Annotated in this window: 13 protein-coding genes; 8 read left to right on the top strand and 5 right to left on the bottom strand. The window is 75.3% G+C overall.

Annotated elements, in window-relative coordinates; all coding sequences use genetic code 11:
- The first annotated feature begins 71 nt into the window (after positions 1-71).
- The 3 genes from sigJ to QBL21_RS09115 all read left to right on the top strand — a co-directional run bounded on the left by sigJ (position 72) and on the right by QBL21_RS09115 (position 3,577).
- Positions 72-1,010 carry an RNA polymerase sigma factor SigJ gene (gene sigJ / locus QBL21_RS09125; protein WP_407566358.1) on the top strand — a complete coding sequence of 313 codons (939 nt, stop codon included), beginning with the start codon at positions 72-74 and terminating at the stop codon, positions 1,008-1,010.
- Between the two features lie 261 nt (positions 1,011-1,271).
- Entirely contained in the window at positions 1,272-2,630 is a 1,359-nt protein-coding gene (gabT, locus tag QBL21_RS09120) for a 4-aminobutyrate--2-oxoglutarate transaminase (RefSeq protein WP_407561516.1), read from the top strand.
- Between the two features lie 137 nt (positions 2,631-2,767).
- Positions 2,768-3,577, top strand: coding sequence for a phosphatase PAP2 family protein (locus QBL21_RS09115; RefSeq protein WP_407561515.1), 810 nt, complete (start codon positions 2,768-2,770; stop codon positions 3,575-3,577).
- On the opposite strand, the gene QBL21_RS09110 is transcribed toward QBL21_RS09115, so the two are convergent.
- The 3 genes from QBL21_RS09110 to QBL21_RS09100 form a co-directional block, all read right to left on the bottom strand.
- On the bottom strand, positions 3,531-4,049 hold the full coding sequence (locus QBL21_RS09110) for a hypothetical protein (RefSeq protein ID WP_407561514.1): 519 nt from the start codon (positions 4,047-4,049) through the stop codon (positions 3,531-3,533). The genes QBL21_RS09115 and QBL21_RS09110 overlap by 47 nt on opposite strands.
- 164 nt (positions 4,050-4,213) lie before the next feature.
- A complete protein-coding gene (locus tag QBL21_RS09105; protein WP_407561513.1) occupies positions 4,214-5,239 on the bottom strand; it encodes a DUF4190 domain-containing protein in 1,026 nt (341 codons plus the stop codon).
- 41 nt (positions 5,240-5,280) lie between these two features.
- On the bottom strand, positions 5,281-5,694 hold the full coding sequence (locus QBL21_RS09100; RefSeq protein WP_407561512.1) for a DUF4190 domain-containing protein: 414 nt from the start codon (positions 5,692-5,694) through the stop codon (positions 5,281-5,283).
- Between the two features lie 99 nt (positions 5,695-5,793).
- On the opposite strand from QBL21_RS09100, the gene QBL21_RS09095 reads away from it, so the two are divergent.
- From QBL21_RS09095 to QBL21_RS09080, 4 genes are read left to right on the top strand one after another with little or no spacing between them, the layout of a single operon-like run.
- Positions 5,794-6,825 carry an adenosine deaminase gene (locus QBL21_RS09095; RefSeq protein WP_407561511.1) on the top strand — a complete coding sequence of 344 codons (1,032 nt, stop codon included), beginning with the start codon at positions 5,794-5,796 and terminating at the stop codon, positions 6,823-6,825.
- On the top strand, positions 6,822-7,532 hold the full coding sequence (locus tag QBL21_RS09090; protein WP_407561510.1) for a glycerophosphodiester phosphodiesterase: 711 nt from the start codon (positions 6,822-6,824) through the stop codon (positions 7,530-7,532). Before QBL21_RS09095 ends, QBL21_RS09090 begins: the two co-directional genes overlap by 4 nt.
- Positions 7,533-7,575: 43 nt before the next feature.
- A complete protein-coding gene (locus QBL21_RS09085) occupies positions 7,576-12,111 on the top strand; it encodes a polymorphic toxin type 28 domain-containing protein (RefSeq protein ID WP_407561509.1) in 4,536 nt (1,511 codons plus the stop codon).
- A 25-nt stretch (positions 12,112-12,136) separates the two neighbouring features.
- Positions 12,137-12,739, top strand: coding sequence for a pentapeptide repeat-containing protein (locus QBL21_RS09080; protein ID WP_407561508.1), 603 nt, complete (start codon positions 12,137-12,139; stop codon positions 12,737-12,739).
- A gap of 176 nt (positions 12,740-12,915) precedes the next feature.
- Here the strand turns inward: QBL21_RS09080 and QBL21_RS09075 are convergent, their stop codons facing one another.
- Together QBL21_RS09075 and QBL21_RS09070 are read right to left on the bottom strand one after the other, a co-directional pair.
- On the bottom strand, positions 12,916-14,541 hold the full coding sequence (locus tag QBL21_RS09075; protein ID WP_407561507.1) for an MFS transporter: 1,626 nt from the start codon (positions 14,539-14,541) through the stop codon (positions 12,916-12,918).
- 36 nt (positions 14,542-14,577) lie between these two features.
- Entirely contained in the window at positions 14,578-15,099 is a 522-nt protein-coding gene (locus tag QBL21_RS09070) for an NAD(P)H-dependent oxidoreductase (protein WP_407561506.1), read from the bottom strand.
- Positions 15,100-15,249: 150 nt separating this feature from the next.
- Here QBL21_RS09070 and QBL21_RS09065 point away from each other — a divergent pair, with 150 nt between their 5' ends.
- Positions 15,250-18,690 (top strand): BTAD domain-containing putative transcriptional regulator, encoded by a 3,441-nt coding sequence (locus QBL21_RS09065; RefSeq protein WP_407561505.1) that lies wholly within the window; start codon positions 15,250-15,252, stop codon positions 18,688-18,690.
- Positions 18,691-18,728: the final 38 nt, after the last annotated feature.

Raw genomic sequence — 18,728 nt, 5'->3', positions numbered from 1 at the left:
AGAAACACCACCTCCGGGGGACCCCGCCCAGCGACCGCCCACGCCCGCTCCGCTCAAGGGGGGCGGTGAGCGTGCCGCACGACGACGATCTCGCCCGGGCCTTCGAGAACGAGCGCCCCCGCCTCCTGCGGGTCGCGTACAGCACCACCGGCTCGCTCGCCGAGGCCGAGGACTGCGTGCAGGAGTCCTGGCTGCGGCTGCGCCGGGTGCCCGATCCCGGCGCGATACGCGACCTGCGCGGCTGGCTCACCACCGTCGTCGGCCGGCTCGCGCTCGACGCGCTCGGCAGCGCCCGTTCCCGCCGCGAGCGGTACGTGGGCACCTGGCTGCCCGAGCCGCTGGTCGAGCCGGCCGGGGCGGCGGCCGTGGTACCCGACCCGGCCGAGCAGGTGACGCTCGACGAGTCGGTGAGCATGGCGCTGCTCGTCGTGCTGGACGAGCTGACGCCCGCGCAGCGCACCGCCTTCCTCCTCCACGACGTCTTCGGCCTGCCCTTCGACCAGGTCGCCGAGGTCGTCGGCCGCACCCCGGCCGCCGTGCGCCAACTCGCCTCCCGCGCCCGCCGGCACGTCGAGGCGAGCCGCCCGCACGCGCCCGCGCCGCGGGCGGAGCAGCGGCGGCTGGTGCACGCGTTCGCCGCCGCCTGCCGGGAGGGCGACCTGGAGGGGCTGGTGCGGCTGCTCGATCCGGAGGTGAGGTGGCGCGGGGACGGCGGCGGGCTGGTGGTGTCGCTGCCGGGCGTGGTGCGGGGCGCGGAGCAGGTGGCGCGGGGGCTGATCTCGTTCGGCCGCGGGCAGATGCCGCCGGGCGCCATGCGCGTGGTCACCGTCAACGGGGCCGCCGGGCTGCTGTTGTACGGGCCGGAGGGGGAGGTGTCGGTGGCGGCGTTCACGGTCGACGGGGGCCGGATCACGGCCATCGACGTGCAGCGCAACCCGGAGAAGCTGACGTCCGTCCGCTTCCCGGAGACGGACACGGACGCGGACACGGACGCGGAGACGGAGGCGTAGGGGGACACGGACGTCGGGGGCGGCGGCGCGGGCCGGGCGTCGTACGCCCGCGCCTCGACGGGTGCGCCCGTGCGCCGCCCAGCCCGCCCCCCTATTCCGCCGTACGTACCCGCCCCCACGTTTCCCCAGCTCACCCGCCCCCTGTCCAACGTGGACAAAGCGACACGGCACACCGCTCCCCCACGGAGCATGCCCCCACCCGGCGCCCGGCCCTAGCCTGCGAGGGAGAGCATCGTCGTCCGGACCCGGAGGAGATCCCCCATGACCAGCGCTTCCGCCACCGCAGGCGCCGCGCTCCCCCAGGAGCGGCGGCTTGTCACCCCCATCCCGGGGCCGAAGTCCCAGGAGCTGATGGCGCGCAAGAACGGCGCCGTGGCACAGGGCGTGGGCACCGTGATGCCCGTCTTCGCCGCCCGTGCCTCCGGCGGCGTCGTCGAGGACGTCGACGGCAACCGGCTCATCGACTTCGGCGCCGGCATCGCCGTCACGTCCGTCGGCAACAGCGCCGAGGCAGTCGTCCGCCGCGCGTCCGCGCAGTTGGCCGACTTCACGCACACCTGCATGATGGTCACCCCGTACGAGGGCTACGTGGAGGTCTGCGAGCAGCTCGCCGAGCTGACGCCCGGGGACCACGCCAAGAAGTCGGCGCTGTTCAACTCGGGCGCCGAGGCCGTGGAGAACGCCGTCAAGATCGCCCGTTCGTACACCGGCCGCCAGGCCATCGTGGTCTTCGACCACGGCTACCACGGGCGTACGAACCTCACCATGGCGCTCACCGCCAAGGACATGCCGTACAAGCACGGCTTCGGCCCCTTCGCGCCGGAGATCTACCGCGTGCCCGTCGCGTACCCCTACCGCTGGCTGACCGGCCCCGAGAACTGCGCCGAGGAGGCCGCGGCGCAGGCCGTCGACCTGATCAGCAAGCAGGTCGGGGCCGAGAACGTGGCGGCGATCGTCATCGAGCCCATCCTCGGCGAGGGCGGCTTCATCGTGCCGGCGCCGGGCTTCCTGCCGCGGATCGCGCAGTTCGCGAAGGACAACGGCATCGTCTTCGTCGCGGACGAGATCCAGTCCGGCTTCTGCCGTACGGGCGCTTGGTTCGCGTCCGAGGAGGAGGGCGTCGTACCCGACCTCATCACCACCGCCAAGGGCATCGCCGGCGGCCTGCCGCTGGCGGCGGTCACCGGCCGGGCGGAGATCATGGACGCGCCGCACGTCGGCGGCCTCGGCGGCACGTACGGCGGCAACCCGGTGGCGTGCGCCGCCGCGCTCGGCGCCATCGAGACGATGCGCGAGCTGGACCTGAACGCGAAGGCCCGGCGCATCGAGGAGATCATGAAGGGCCGGCTGACGGCGCTCAAGGAGAAGCACGACGCCATCGGCGACGTGCGCGGGCGCGGTGCGATGCTGGCCATCGAGCTGGTCAAGCCGGGGACGAAGGACCCGGACCCGCAGCTCACGGCGGCGGTGGCCAAGGCGTGCCACGCGGAGGGGCTGCTGCTGCTGACCACCGGGACGTACGGGAACGTGGTGCGTTTCCTGCCGCCGCTGGTGATCGGCGAGGATCTGCTCGCGGAGGGGCTGGACATCCTGGAAGGGGCGCTCTCGCGGAACGTGTGAGGCAGGCGGTACGGGCACGGCGTTCCCCGCGCCGGTCACCGGCGGGGGGAACGGAGTCGGCGCGAGGGCCCGCGCCTGCGCCCGCGCGGCGGCGGTGGTCCGTCGCGGCGCAGGCGCAGGCCGCCCTCGGCTGCGCCGTGCTGTACGGGCTGCTGGCCTGGCAGGTCGCGGTGGACGGGCCGGTGCGCGAGCTGGACGAGCGCACCGGCCCCGCGCTGTCGCGGCACGCCCCGCCGGGGGCGGAGCTGCTGGCCGACCTGGGCGGGGTGTGGGTGGCGCTGCCGGTGCTGGCGGCGGCGATGCTGTACGCGGTGTGGCGTACGCCGGTACGCGCCGGGGTCTCGGCGCCGCCCGGCGGGGCGGCACGTCCCGGGTCCGCGGCCGTCCCCGTACGCCGCGTCCCGGACGGCCGGCGCCGCGTGCGGAACCGCCTCCGCCGCGCCCCGGCCCGCCTCCCGGACCGTCTCCGGGACCGCCTCCCTGCCCGTCTCCTCGGCCGCCTGCCCGCCGCCGTCCGGGTCCCGCTGCTCGCCGGCGCCGCCGCGTTCGCCGTGCTGCCCGCCGTCGTCCTGCCGCTGAAGTCCGTGCAGGCCCGGCCGGGTCCCCGGGGCCCGCTCGCCGACGACTACGCCGGTTTCTTCCCCTCCGGCCACTCCACCACCGCCGCCGTCGCCTACGGCGCCGTCGTGCTGCTCCTGCTGCCGCTGCTCCGCTCCCGCGCCGCCCGACGGCTGCTGGTCGCCGCGGCGGGGCTGGTGGTGCTCGGGGTGGGGGCGGGGCTGGTGTGGCGGGAGTACCACTGGCCGCTGGACGTGGCGGCGGGGTGGTGTGTGGCCGGGGTGCTGCTCACGGGCTGCCGGTACGGAGCCGCCCGGCTCTCGTCGTACGCCACGGGCCGCGTCACCCCTCACCGGCCGGACCACCCGCCCCGTCCGCGCCGCCCGTAGCACCCGGCCCGCCCGGCGCACCCGCGTCGTCCGCGATGAGCGCCGCCGCCTCGTGCATCGCCATCTCCAGCACCACCGGATCCGTCAGCCGCCCGCTCCCGTCCGGCGGTACGAGCCACCGCACCCCGCCGGTCGAGCGCCCCGGGTAGGGCACCACGATCCACGTCCCGTGCCCCGCGCTGCGTACGCCCGTGCCGATCCACCGGGCGGCCGTCCCCGGCGGCACGAAGAACCCGAGCCGCGCGTCCGTCACGTCCGCGAGCACCGGACCGGTCCTGACCGTGATCCGGGCGACCACGTCGAGCGTGGACCGCCCCAGCTCCCCCGGCAGGATCAGCACGTCCCACAGGCGGCCGGCGGGCAGCAGCGACACCCCCAGCGGGTTGCGCTCCCACTCCCACCGGCATGCCTCGGGGTCGGGCGCCACCGAGACCAGCCACTCCACCGCGGATGTCGCCCCCGCATCAGTCATCACGCTCGTACCCTCGTCTCCCCTCGCGCCGGCCACTGGTAGACCGGCTGTCAGTTGGGGAGAGGGGGCGGACCCGCAGCTCTTATGCGGCTTTACGGTAAAGACCGGGTGGTGTGGATCACACCGGGCGGCCGGGGGGTACGCCCTGGCGCGCGGCGGGCGCGTCAGGCGGCCCGCTCGCCGGAGCGGCCGTCGAGGTCCGTCCACCAGTACGCGTACTCGTACGGGCCGCCCGGCGAGACCTCGAACTCGACCTCGTCCAGCCCCTCGTCCAGCACGAAGCGGTACGTACCGGTCGCGACGTGGTCCTCAGCGAGGGTGAACGGCAGCCCGTGGCCGCTCTCCTGCTCCAGATAGTCGGCGTCGGAGCCGATGGGGTAGGCGCTGACGTCGCTGTTCGCCAGGGTCGCCAGCTCGCCGGTGCCGTTCTCGACCCGGACCCGTACCTCCAGGAAGTCGCCCCGGATGCGCTCGGCCTCGACGGTCACCTCCAGTCCGTCGTCGAACCTGACGGTCTCGCCGGCCTCGACCGCGCTCTCCGTCTCGGGCGAGACCGGGGCGAAGAAGTCGACCGCGAGGACGACCAGCAGGATGCTCATGCCGACGCCCACGACGGCCGCGACGCCGCCCAGCCAGATCCCCCACAGCCCGGACGCCCTGTTGCGCGCCTCGCCGCGCCGCACGCGGCGGATCGTGACGATGCCGAAGCCGATGGCCAGGCCCCCGAGGATGACGGCCAGGGGGCTGAGGAGGAGCGTGAACGCCAGCACGGCGCCGATCACGCCGAGGATCAGCGCCGCGGTCCCGGAGCCGTTGCGCAGGCCGGGGGGCGGCACCCAGGCGTAGGGGGCGGGGAGGTAGGGCTTCGGGCCGTACGGGCCGGGCGCGGGCTCCGGGCGCAGCCAGCCGGGGGCGACGGGGACGGGCGGCCCGCCGTCGGGCGGGGTCAGCCGGGCAGCGACGTCGGTGCCGGCGGTCTCCCCGGTCTCCCGGGCCTCCCCGGTCTCCGGCAGGTCCCCCGGCTCCGGCAGGTCCCCGGTGCCGGAGGCCGGGCCACCGGCCGCCCCGGAGTCCTGGTCCACGGCCGCGCGGTCGCCAGCGCGCCCGTCCGCCGCCCCGTCCGGTTCCTCGTGGACCTCCGCTTGGAGCGCGCCTCGCCCCGCCGCGTCGTCCCGCCGGTCCGTGTCCATGGGCTCAACTGTACGAGCCGCCCGCGCCCCGTCGGACCTGCTCACCCCGCTCGGCCGCCCGCCCACGGCAGCGTCCCCGACCGGTCCTCCATGACCTGCACGCTCGGCCCCTCCCGGCGGTCCGCGGGCTTCTCCTCCTCGTCGTCCCCGGCGAAGACCACGCCCGTCAGCGCCAGCACGATGACCACCGCCGCGACCGCGAACGCCACGGCGCCCGTCGCGATGCCGATGACCGCGTTGCGCCCGGCGCCCGTCCCGTCATGCCGCGCGCGGCTGCGCGCCACCAGGCCGAGGACCAGCGCGACCGGGCCGAGGAGCACCGAGAGCACGATCCCGTAGACGGTGGGCAGGAGCGTGACGCCGACGATGCCGCACACCATGGCCTTCGTGCCCAGGCCGGCCGGTCCCTGCCGGGCTCCGGCCGCGGCCGGAGCCGGAGGACTGCTCGCCGCCATATCCGCTCCCCTCGCGTCCCCTCGCGCGGCAGGCACGCGCGTTCGCACATGCTACGGAGCCGGGGCGGACGCGTCAGTCCGTTGGCCTACGATAATGCGATGGCCGATCTCGACTCCTTCATCGCCGGTCTGCCCAAGGCCGAGCTTCACGTCCACCACGTCGGCTCCGCGTCTCCCCGCATCGTCGCCGAACTCGCCGCGCGGCACCCGGACTCCGCGGTGCCCGCGGACGCCGCCGCGCTCGCCGACTTCTTCACCTTCCGCGACTTCGCCCACTTCATCGAGATCTACCTCTCCGTCGTGGACCTCGTCCGCGACCCCGAAGACGTGCGCCTGCTGACGTACGAGATCGCCCGCGACATGGCCCGGCAGAACATCCGCTACGCGGAGCTGACCGTCACGCCGTACAGCTCCACCAGCCGCGGCATCCCCGACCGCGGCTTCCTCGACGCCCTGGAGGACGCCCGGCGCGGCGCCGAGGCCGAGCTGGGCGTCGTGCTGCGCTGGTGCTTCGACATCCCCGGCGAGGCGGGGCTCGCGGCGGCCGAGGAGACCGCGCGGATAGCCGTCGACATCGGCTGCGACGGCCTCGTGGCCTTCGGCCTCGGCGGGCCCGAGATCGGGGTGCCGCGCGGGCAGTTCAAGCCGTACTTCGAGCGCGCCGTCGCGGCCGGGCTGCGCAGCGTCCCGCACGCCGGCGAGACGACCGGGCCGCAGACAGTCTGGGACGCGGTCACCGAGCTGCGCGCCGAGCGCATCGGGCACGGCACGAGCGCGGCGCAGGACCCGAGGCTGCTGGCGCACCTGGCGGAGGCGGGCATCCCGCTGGAGGTCTGCCCCACGTCCAACGTCGCGACGAAGGCGGTCGCCTCGCTGGAGGAGCACCCGCTGCGGCAGATCACCGACGCGGGCGTGCTGGTGGCGCTGGGCAGCGACGACCCGCCGATGTTCGGTACGGACCTCAACACCGAGTACGGGGTGGCCGCCCGCCTCCTCGCGCTCGACGAGGCGGGCGTCGCGGCGCTGGCGAAGAACTCCGTGGCGGCGTCGTTCATGGAGCCGGCCGCGAAGTCGGCGCTGACGGCGGAGATCGACGCGTACCTGGCCGCCTGGCCGTCGGCGGCCTCGTGACGGGCGCCGCACCCGCCGTGCTGGCCGTCGCCCACCGCGGCGATCCGTACGTCGTCCGCGAAAACACGATCGGCTCGCTGCGCTCGGCGGTGGCGGCGGGCGCGGACGCGGTGGAGTTCGACGTCCGGCTCACCTCGGACGGCGTGCCGGTGCTGCTGCACGACCGCACGCTCCAGCGGCTGTGGGGGCTGGAAGCGACCCTGGCGGGGCTGTCGTACGCCGAGGTCGAGGAGCGCTCCGAGGGCGGCATCCCGACGCTGCGCGAGGCGCTGAAGGTGATGGGGGACAGCCCGGGCGTCCGCTCGTTCATCGACCTGCCCGACCCGGCGGCGGCGGAACCCACGATCGCGGAGGTGCTGGACAGCAACGCGGCGTCCCGCACGTACTACTGCGGCGGCACGGCGGCCCTGCTCACCATCCGCGCCGCGCACCCCGAGGCCGAGATAGCGCTGACCTGCTCCTCCCCCGTCCCGTACCGCACGGGCCTGCTCCGGCGCCTGCGCCCCCAGTGGCTCAACTACCGCTTCAGCCTCCTCGACGAGGCCACGGTCCGCGAGGACCACGAGGCGGGCTACCGGGTGTCGTGCTGGACGGTCGACTGGCCCCGCAACTGGCGCCGTCTGACGGCCATGGGCGTCGACGCCATCACCAGCAACCGGATCACGGGCCTCCGCCGCCACCTGGATTCCCGAGGAACCGCTGGCTGAAAACAGTGCGTCCTCCCCTTGAAGCTCATGAGGGGAGAACGGGGTGGGGAGTCGGCCGACGGACTGGCATGTGCTGGATCTGGACGAGGATCCGACGCCGGGGGATCCGGAGCGGGTCAGGCAGCTCGCGCGGGAGTTGCACGACTTCGCGGACGACGTGGCGGACGCGCTGCGGCAGATCAAGGGCATGGCCGGTGAGGATGCGCTGCTCCGCTGGGCGGGGAAGACGGCGAAGGCGTTCCAGGACGAGTTCGAAGAGGTCCCCAAGAACCTCAGGAAACTCCAGCGCTCCTACGACCTGGCGGGCGATGCCCTTGCCGCGTACTGGCCGAAGCTGGAGCGGGCGCAGTCCCTCGCCGACAAGGCCCTCGCCAAGGGGCGCGAAGCGCAGAGCGACCTGACCGCCGCCAACGGACGGCTGGATTCCGCCAGTTCCTGGGTCGAGCGGGCGACGGACAAGACCAAGGAGTACGACGAGAAGGAGGGCAAGGAGAAGCCCGACGAGTCCGAGGTGCGGGCCGCCACCCGCAACGCGACGGACGCCAAGTCCGCGCGGTCCTCCGCCCAGACCGCCGTCGACAACGCGCAGGGCGGGCTCGAAGCGGCGAAGAAGATGGCCGCCGACGCGAAGAAGATGCGCGAGGACGCCGCCTCCGAGGCCAAGGACAAGCTGGAGGACGCCTCCGACGCCGGGATCCAGAACCGCAAGTGGTGGGAGAAGGCGGTCGACTGGGTCAAGGACAACTGGGACACCATCGTCACCGTCTGCAAGGTCATCGTCGCCGTCCTCGGCATCGTCGTCCTCATCATCGGCGGCCCCCTCGCCTGGGTCGTCCTCGCCGCCGCCCTCGTCGTCCTCGCCGACACCCTCTACAAGTACGCCAACGGCGAAGCCTCCCTCTTCGACGTCGCCATGGCCGCCCTCGACTGCATCCCCGGCCTGAAGGGCCTGACGTCACTGGCCAAGCTGGGCAAGGGCCTCAAGAGCCTCAAGGGCGGCCTCGCCGGGCTGCGCAGCATGAAGAACGCCGTTCTGGGGCTGGCCAAACGCGGCCGCACGATGATCGACGACGCCGCGCAGGGCGCCACCACCCGGCTGAAGAACATCGTCTCGAAGTTCACCGACCCCGTGGACCTGGCCACCGGCCAGATGTACCTGCCCCTAAGCGACATCGAGCTGCCCGGTCTGCTGCCGCTGGCGTTCTCCCGCCGGCTGGGCTCGACCTACCGCACCGGCTGGTGGTTCGGCCCCACCTGGGCCTCCACCGTCGACCAGCGCCTGGAGACCGACGACCAGGGCGTGGTCTTCGTCACCGAAGACGGCCGCCTCCTCGCCTACCCCCACCCCGCCGGCACCGACACCGCTGTGCTCCCCGAACAGGGCCCGCGCTGGCCCCTGGTCCGCCTGGAGTCCGGCGGCTACGCGGTCACCGACCCCCTCACCGGCCACACCCGCACCTTCGCCCGGCCCGACGCCGAGGGCCTGGCCCCGATCGAGCGGATCGCCGACCGCAACGGCCACACCATCGACTTCGCCTACGACGAGGACGGCGCCCCCACCGACATCCGCCACTCGGGCGGCTACCACCTCAAGCTCACCAGCGACGACGGCCGCGTCACCGCGCTGTCCCTCGCCGGCGCCGCCGACGACGGCACCGACGTGGTCGTCAAGCGCTTCGGCTACGACGCCGCCGGCAACCTCACCGAGGACACCAACTCCTCCGGCCTGCCGCTGGTCTTCACCTACGACCACCGCCTCCGCGCGACCTCCTGGACCGACCGCAACGGCCACCGCTACGACTACACCTACGACGCGCAGGACCGCTGCACCGCCGAAGCCGGCGAAGCCGGCCACCTCGCGCTCACCCTCGACTACGACGGCACCGACCCCGCCTGGCCCGACGCCACCGTCACCACCCTCACCACCGCCGCGGGCGCCACCACCCGCTTCGTCGTCAACGACAACTGCCAGATCGTCGCCGAGATCGACGCCCTCGGCCACACCACCCGCGCCGCCTACGACGCCCACCACAACCTCACCGAAGAAACCGACGCGCTGGGCGGGCGGTTCGCGCACGAGTACGACGCCGAGGACAACCTGCGCACCCTCGTCCGCCCCGACGGCACCACCACGACCCTCGACTACGCCGCCCCCGGCCTGCCGACCCGTGTGACGGCGCCGGACGGAGCCACCTGGGTCCAGTCCTTCGACGAGGCCGGCAACCGCCTCTCCGTCGCCGACCCGTCGGGCGCCACGACCCGCTTCCACTACGACGCGCAGGGCCGCCTCCGGGCGGTCACCGACGCGCTGGACCACACGTTCCGGATCGAGAACAACGCGGCCGGCCTGCCCGTGGAGACGGTCGACCCGCTCGGCGGCACGACGCGCTACGAGTACGACGCCTTCGGCCGCGTCCGTACGGTGACCGACCCCCTCGGCCACGCCACCCGGGCGACATGGAACACGGAGGGCCTGCTCACCTCGTACACGCTGCCGGACGGCACGACCGAGTCCTGGACGTACGACGCCGAGGGCAACTGCGTCGGCCACACCGACGCCGGCGGCGCGGTCACCGCCTACGAGTACACGCACTTCGACCAGTTGAGCGCCTACACCACGCCCGACGGGGCGCGCTACGAGTTCGCCCACGACGCGAGCCTGCGGCTCACCGCCGTCACGGACCCGCTGGGACGCCGCTGGCAGTACGTGTACGACCTCGCGGGCCGCCTCGTCTCGGAGACCGACTTCGACGGCAGGACCACCGAGTACGTACGGGACGCGGCCGGGCGGGTCACGGCGTCCGTCACGCCGCTCGGGGAGCGCGTCGCCTACGAGTTCGACGCGCTGGGCAACGTCCTTGGCAAGGACGCGGCCGGTGCCCGGACGACGTACACATACGACGCGGCCGGGCGGCTGCTCTCCGCCGCCGGCCCGGACTCCGTCGTCACCTACGAGCGCAACGAGTCGGGCCTGGTCACGAAGGAGAGCGTGGACGGCCGCAGCCTGTCGTTCGGCTACGACGCGCTCGGCCGCCGGGTCCGCCGCGTCACCCCCTCCGGCGCGCTGACGTCGTACGGGTACGACGCCGCGGGCCGCCGCGAGGCGGTCACGGCGGCGGGGCACACGCTGCGCTTCGAGCGGGACGCGGGCGGCCGGGAACGCGCCTGTGTGCTGGACGGCTCGCTCAGCGTGGAGCAGCGGTGGGACCCGGTGGGCCGGCTGCACGCGCGCACGGTGTCCGCCGGGGAGCGCACGGTCCAGCAGCGCACGTACACCTACCGCGGTGACGGCAACCTCGTCGCCGTGCACGACCGGCTGGCCGGGGTGAGCCGGTTCGACGTCGACGCCGTCGGCCGGGTCACCGGTGTCGTCGCGGGCGACTGGCGGGAGTCGTACGGCTACGACGCCGTCGGCAACGTGACGCGGGCCGCCTGGCCCGACCACCACGCCGACGCGGCGGCCACCGGCGAGCGCACCTACGCGGGCACGCGCGTCCGGGGTGCGGGCGCCCTGCGCTACGAGCACGACGCCGCCGGCCGGCTGGTGGCCCGTACCCGCAAGCGGCTCTCCCACAAGCCGGACACCTGGCGCTTCACCTGGGACGCCGAGGACCGGCTCACGCAGGCGGCGACCCCGGACGGCACCGTGTGGCGCTACCGCTACGATCCGCTCGGCCGCCGGATCGCCAAGGAGCGCCTGTCGGGCGACGGGGAGGTCGCCGAGCGGATCGAGTTCACGTGGGACGGGGCGGTGCTCGTGGAGGAGACCGCGCGTACCGCCGGGCTGCCGCATCCGGTGACCCTGACCTGGGAGCACGACGGGTTCAGCCCGATCGCGCAGGCGGAGCGCATCACGGACGAGACCGACCAGCGGGAGGTCGACTCCCGGTTCTTCGCCATCGTCAGCGACCTGGTGGGCACGCCGCGGGAGCTGGTGGACGCGGACGGGCAGATCGCCTGGCGCGCCCGCAGCACCATCTGGGGCACCACCGCCTGGTCCGCCAAGAGCACGGCGTACACGCCGCTGCGGCTGCCCGGGCAGTACGCGGACCGGGAGACCGGGCTGCACTACAACCTGCACCGCTACTACGACCCCGCCCTCGCCCGCTACGCCACGCCGGACCCGCTCGGCCTGTCCCCCGCGCCCAACCCCGTCGCGTACGTGCACAACCCGCTGACGTGGTCGGACCCGCTGGGACTCTCTCCGTACAGCAGCCGCAAGCTGGGCCTGAGCGACTCGGCCCAGAACGCGATCCAGAAGCTGGAGAACATCAAGAAGGACCCCATCGGCAAGATCAACAGCATGCCGAACCACAACCACTACAGCGCGGCGCGCCGGGAGGCCGCCGGCGAGGTGGTGGCCGTGAAGCAGAACGGCGTGCCCTTCGACCACATCGCCGACCTGACGAACGCCAGGAACGGCCTGGAGAACGTACGCAAGGTGCTGGTGAAGGAGATGGACGTGCTGCCGGAGGGGCTGACGGAACGCGGCCTCGACGTGCTCATCAAGAAGCACGACGAGACGGTCTACCATCTCGACCGGCTGAACGGCTTCCTCGGCTCCATCGGCCACCGTTGAACGGCGCGCGACCCACCGGAGGAACATGGACGACGACCACGACGACGAGCGGATCGCCGCGGACCGGCGCCGCTGGGACACGCCGGAGGGGGCGGCCGCCGTGGCGCGCATCCTGGCGGCCCTGCGCGGCGGGGCCGACTGGCGGGGCGTCTCCGCCGAGTTCTCCGGGCTGGGCGACCGCAGGGACCTGCGGGGCATCCCGCTCGCCGGCGCGGACCTGAACGGGGCGGACCTGCGGGACGCCAACCTCGGCCACGCCGTGCTGCGCGAGGCCCGGCTGGAGGGGGCGGACCTGTCGGAGGCGCACCTCACGGGGGCCGACTTCGCCGGGGCGTCGCTGCGCGGGGCCGTGTTCGCCGAGGTGCACGCGGGCGCCACCACGTTCACCGGCTGCGACCTGTCGGAGGCCCGGATGGACGGGGTGCGGCTGATGCGGGCGGCGCTCGACGGGGCGAACCTGCGGGGGGCGTCGCTCCGGCGGGCCAACTTCGCCGGGGCGGACCTGCGGGGCGCGGACTTCGGCGGTGCGGATCTGGAGGGTGCGGTGCTGCTGAGCGCGAAGACGGAGGGCGCGACCTTCGAGGGCGCCAGGATGGCCGGCGTCCGCGGGGGTCGGCTGGCGCCGTAGAGCCGTAGAGCCGTGGAGACGGGGCCGGACCTCGGCGCTCCGCCGCCGGACCTGGGGAGAACCCGCGTCCGGCGGCGGCAGCGTAACGGCGGGTGCCGCGTGGCGGGGGCTCGACTCCCTCGCCACGCGGCTCTCTTCCGCTCCGTGCGCCGGCTGTCCAGGGCGGCGTACGGGCCTCAGCGACCGGCTTCCGCCGGCACCGGGGTCTCGTCCCGCGCGGGCGGGTCCTCCGCCTCGGACTCCGGCTCCGGCTCCGGCTCCGGTTGGGCGGTGCCGGCGGCGGGGACGCGGCGCAGGAGGGTGACGGACAGGACGGCCGCGGCCACCGCCAGGCCCGCCGCGATCGCCGCCGCGACGTTGAGCCCGCTCGCGAACGCCGCCTTCGCCGGCATCAGCATCGCGTCGCCCAGCGCCGCCGGCAGGTCCTCCGCGGCGCTCAGCGCGCCCGGCAGGGTGTCGCGGGCGGCGGCGTCCGCGCCGTCGGGTACGCCGGCGGGGACCGCGGCTGCCATGTCGCCGCGGTAGACCGCGGTGCCCACGCTGCCCAGCAGGGCGATGCCGAGGGCCACGCCGAGGTCGCTCGCGGTGCTGTTGACCGCGGACGCGGCGCCCGCCTTCTCCGGCGGGGCGGAGCCGATGACGAGGTTGGTGGCCAGGGCCATCACCGGCGCGATGCCCGGGTAGAGCAGGTAGAAGCCGGTGATCAGCATCGGCAGCCCGCCGACGCTGTCGACCTGGGTGAGGACCACGTACCCGGCCGCCGACAGCAGGCTGCCCGCCGCCACGACGTACCCCGGGCGCACCCTGCGGGCGATCACCGGCGACAGCATCGAGACGATCACCAGCAGCACCGCCGCGGGCAGGATCCACAGCCCGGCCTCCAGGGGCGTCAGTTCCTCGACGAGCTGGAGGTACTGGGTGAAGAGCAGGTACACGCCGCCGAGCGCGACCGCGCTGAGGAGGAAGACGGCGAGGGCGCCGCTGAAGGTGGGGTCGCCGAACAGCCGCATGTCGAGCAGGGGGTTGGCGAGCCGCAACTGCCGCCGTACGAACACGGTCGACAGCACGATGCCGAGCGCGAGGGCGACGATCGCGGTGGCGTTCACGCCGTGCGCGGCCATCTCCTTCACCCCGTAGACGACGGGCAGGACCGTGACCATCGACAGCGCCACGCTCGGCAGGTCGAGCCGCCCCGGCTGCGGGGCGCGGTACTCGGGCACCAGGAACGGCGCCGCGAGCAGCACCAGCGCCATCACCGGCGCGCCCGCCAGCAGGGCGGCGCCCCACCAGAAGTTCTCCAGCAGCAGCCCGCCGACCAGCGGGCCGACGGCCACGCCGACGGAGACGGACGCCGCCCACAGGCCGATGGCGGTGGCGCGCTGCTTGGCGTCCTGGAACATGTTGCTGATCAGCGACAGGGTCGACGGCATCACCGCCGCCGCGCCCACGCCCATCACGGCGCGCGCCGCGATCAGCGCCTCCGCGCCCGGCGCGAACGCGGCCGCCGCCGACGCCGCGCCGAAGGCGACGGCGCCGAAGAGCAGGATGCGGCGGCGGCCGATGCGGTCGCCGAGCGTGCCCATGGCGACGAGCAGGCCGGCCATCATGAAGCCGTAGATGTCGTTGATCCACAGCAGTTGGCCGCTGCTGGGTTCGAGGTCGGCGGCGATGTCGGGGGTGGCGAGGAACAGCACGGTCATCGTGACGAACAGCAGGATCGTCGGCGCGAGCAGCACCGCGAGACCGAGCCACTGCCTGGGGCCGGCGCGCAGCGCGGCGGGCTCCGGGGCGATTGCGGACATGATTCTTCCGTTTCGGTGGTTTGGGGACGGTCGGGATCAGAAGGGGTACGGGGTCTGGGCGCGGGCGGTGCGCAGGGCGCGGGCCCACCAGATGAGTTCGTCGAGCGCGTGGTCGGGGCAGTCGGTCTCCCGGACGGTCAGCGCGTGCGCCTCGGCGAGGTCGGCGCGCAGGGTGCGCAGCGCGCGCGGGGCTTCCTCGCCCGCCCGTACGTGCAGCGCCACCGGCCGGGCCTTGAACGCCTCCGCGCACCACACCAGCGCCCGCCGCAGCGGCCCGGCGGGGTGCGGCTGGGCGGCGGCCGGGGCCACGACGACGAACCCGTCGGCCGCGTCCAGCCACGGCCGCAGCTCCCGTACGGCGGGCGGCTCCGGCGCGTCGCAGGGCAGCACGCCGGGGCACGGCTCCGGCAGGCACGCCGCCGCGAGGTCGATCAGGTCCACCTCCAGGCAGGACCGCCGCCCCGCGAGCCCGGCGAGCCGCCGGGCCTCGGCGCCGGCCGCCCGGCCGGGCCCGAGGCCGCCGAGGACGGTCAGCCGCAGCGTGGCGTCCGTACTCATCCGGGGCCTCCTCCCGCTCGCCGTCGACGACGTGGACCACGGTCCGGCAGGGCCCTCCAGGTCTCCTTCGGATCCGCTTCAGGTCCGCTGCGGGTACGGGCCGCACGCGCGGCGCCAAGGGCTGTCTGCGCGCTGGGTTACCGTGAACGGATGCGCTTCGGGGTGCTCGGTCCGCTGGCGGTGTGGACGGCCGGCGGCCAGGCGGTCCGCGTACCGGAGGTGAAGGTCCGCAGCCTCCTCGCCGACCTGTTGATCCACGCCGGCCGCGCCGTGCCCGCCGACCGGCTCGTGGACGACCTGTGGGGCGACGCCCCGCCCGCGAACCCCGCAGGCGCCCTCCAGACCCGCGTCTCCCAACTGCGCCGCGCGCTTGAGGACGCCGAGCCCGGCGCCCGGGCGCTGGTCGTCTCCCGCCCGCCCGGCTATCTGCTGGACGTCGATCCCGAGGCCACCGACACCGGCCGCTTCGCGGCCCTGACCGCCGCCGCCCGCCGCGCCGACGGCCCCCGGGCGCGCGCCGCGCTGCTCGCGGACGCGCTGGCGCTGTGGCGGGGCGAGGTGCTGGCGGACTTCGCCGACGAGGAGTTCGCGCGCGCGGAGATCGCGCGGCTCGACGAACTGCGGCTGACGGCCCTCGAAGAGCAGGCCGAGGCCCGGCTCGAACTCGGCGAGCACGCGCTCCTCGCCGACGAGCTGGGCGACCTCGTCGCCCGCCACCCGCTGCGCGAGCGGCTGCGCGCCGCCCAGTTGCGCGCGCTGTACCGCGCGGGCCGGCAGAGCGAGGCGCTGGCGAGCTACGGCCGGCTGCGCGCGCAGCTCGCGGAGGAGCTGGGCCTGGACCCGGGCCGGGAGCTGGTCGCGCTGCATCAGTCGATCCTGGAGCAGGACCCGGCGCTCGGTGCACCGGAGCGGGAGCCGGCGGCGGTACGGGGCAACCTGCCGGCGCCGCACGGCGAGCTGATCGGCCGCGACGAGGCGGTCGCGGCGGTGCGGGCCCTGCTGGCGGCGGGCCGGCTGGTGACGCTGACCGGCCCCGGCGGGGTCGGCAAGACCCGGCTGGCGCTGGAGACGGCCCGGGGGCTGCCGGGATCGTTCCCGGACGGGGTGTGGCTGGTGGAGCTGTCGGCGCTGGCGCCGCCGCGGCCCGCGGCGGCGGCCGGGGACGCCGCCCCCGACGCCGACAAGGCGGCGGAGGTCGTGGCCGCCGCGCTGGGCGTACGGGACGAGACCGCCGGCGGCGGCCTGCTGACCGGCGCCGGCGGTGCGGCCCCGGCGGAGCGGCTGGCCGAGGCGCTGCGTACGAAGCGGGCGCTGCTGGTGCTCGACAACTGCGAGCACGTCGTGGACGCCGTCGCCGCGCTCTGCGCCCGGCTCCTCGCCGCGGCGCCCGGCGTGCACGTGCTGGCGACGGGGCAGGAGCCGCTGGGAGTCGGCGGCGAACGCCTGTGGCCGGTGGCCCCGTTGGACGTCCCGCCGGCGGAGGCGGCCACGCCACCGCCGAGCGCTCCCGCCGAGCAGGGCGCCGCCCCGGGAGGCACCGCCCCCACCGCACGCCCGCCCGCCGGCCCCGCCCCCGACGCGCACCCCGCACCCGGCCTCACCGCCCTCCGCGCCTCCGGCGCCGTCCGCCTCTTCGCCGAGCGGGCAGCGGCAGCCGCCCCCGGCTTCACCGTCGACGCGGCCAACGCCGCCGCCGTCGCGACCGTCTGCCGCCGCCTCGACGGCATCCCCCTCGCGCTGGAGCTGGCCGCCACCCGCGTCCGCGCCCTCGGGGTCCACGAGCTGGCCGCCCGCCTCGACGACCGGTTCCGGCTGCTGTCCGCGGGCCCGCGCGACGCGCCCGCCCGGCAGCGCACCCTGCGCGCGATGCTCGACTGGAGCTGGGAGCTGCTGACCGCCCCCGAGCAGGCCGTGCTCCGCCGCCTCGCCCTCCACGTGGACGGCTGCACGCTGCCCGCCGCCGAGGCGGTCTGCGCGGGCGACGGCATCGCCGGGGACGACGTGCTGGGCCTGCTCGCCCGCCTCGTCGACCGCTCCCTGGTCATGGCCGTCCCCGGCGACGGCGTCACCCCCGCGCGCTACCACCTGCTGGAGTCCGTCGCCGCCTACGGCCACGAACAGCTCTGCGAAGCCGGTGAGTTCGCCTCCGTACGCCGCCGCCACACCGCGTACTACGCGGCCCTCGCCGCCGAGGCCGAACCCCAGTTGCGCGGCCCCGCCCAGCGCCAGTGGCTGCTGCGCCTCGACGCCGAGTCCGCCAACATGCGCGCGGCGCTGGAGGACGCGGTACGCACCGGCGCCGCGGCGACGGCGCTGGCCCTGGCCTGCGACCTGGCGTGGTACTGGGTGCTGCGCGGCCGTCTCGGCGAGGGCCGCCGCTTCCTCACCACGGCGCTCACACCCGCACCGGGCACCACACCGCCCGCCGCCACCACACCGGCCCCCGCCACCGCGCCCCCCGACAGCGCGGCGCCCCCCACCGCGCCCTCCACCCCGGCCCGTACCGCCGCCCTCACCTGGCGCGCCGCGATGACCCTGCGCCTCGGTGAACCCCTCGCCCCCGACGCCCTGCCCGCCGTCCGCCCCGCGCCGCCCACCACCCTCCCCGAACTGGCCGCCGGCGCCCGCGCGGACGCCTTCCTCGGCCTCGCCCGGCTCGGCCTCGGCCCGCTGCCCGGCGGCGGCGACCCGCTGGCCCGCGCCGAGGAGGTCTTCCGCGCCCTCGGCGACCAGTGGGGCACCGCCGCGGTGTCCAGCACCGTCGCCCGCAACGCGGTGCTCCGCGGCGACCTGCCCGCGCTCGCGGAGTACGGCGAGCGCAGCATGGCGCTCTTCGCCGGACTCGGCGACCGCTGGGGCCAGTTGCACGCGACGTACGCGCTGGGCACGTACGCGGAGATCACCGGCGACTACGCGCAGGCCGCCCGGCTGCACCGCGAGGGCCTGCGGATGGCGGAGGACCTGGGGCTGTGGTCGGAGGTGTCGGACAAGCTGTCGATGCTGGGCCGGATCGCGCTGCTCACCGGTGATGTCGCGCAGGCCGACGAACTGCACGGCCGCGCCGCCCGGCTGGCCGCCGAGCAGGGGTACGTGGTGGGCGAGGAGTTCGCGGGCATCGGCCTGGCGATGGGCGCCCGCCGGCAGGGCCGGCTGGCGGAGGCGGAGGCGCATCTGCGGCGCTGGCTGGACTGGGACCGCAAGATCGAGTCGGACGTGGGCACGGCCCTGATCCTCGCCGAGCTGGGCTTCGTCGCGGAGCTGGCCGGCGACCCGGAGGCGGCGCGCGCCCACCACCGCGAGGGCCTGGCTTTCGCCCGCCCGACCGGCGACCCCCGCGCCGTAGCCCTGGCCCTGGAGGGCCTGGCCGGCGCGGAGTCCCTGGCCGGCAACGCCCCCTTGGCCGCCCGCCTGATCGCCAAGGCCACCGCCCTGCGCATCGCCGCGGGCGCCCCCCTCCCCGAAGCCGAGCGCACGGACACCGACCGCATCAGGACCCGTCTGGCCGCGGCCCTGGGCCGGGAGGAACTGGCGGTGGAGCTGGCGAAGGGCGAGGCGGCGGAGTGGGAGGACCTGGTGCGCAAGGAGGCGTGAGCGGCCGGGCCGCCGCGCGCCCGGGGGCGGTCGGGCGC

The sequence above is a fragment of the Streptomyces sp. 184 genome (assembly GCF_045781775.1).
GTDB lineage: Bacteria > Actinomycetota > Actinomycetes > Streptomycetales > Streptomycetaceae > Streptomyces.
This window is presented reverse-complemented; position numbering and strand designations above follow the sequence as displayed.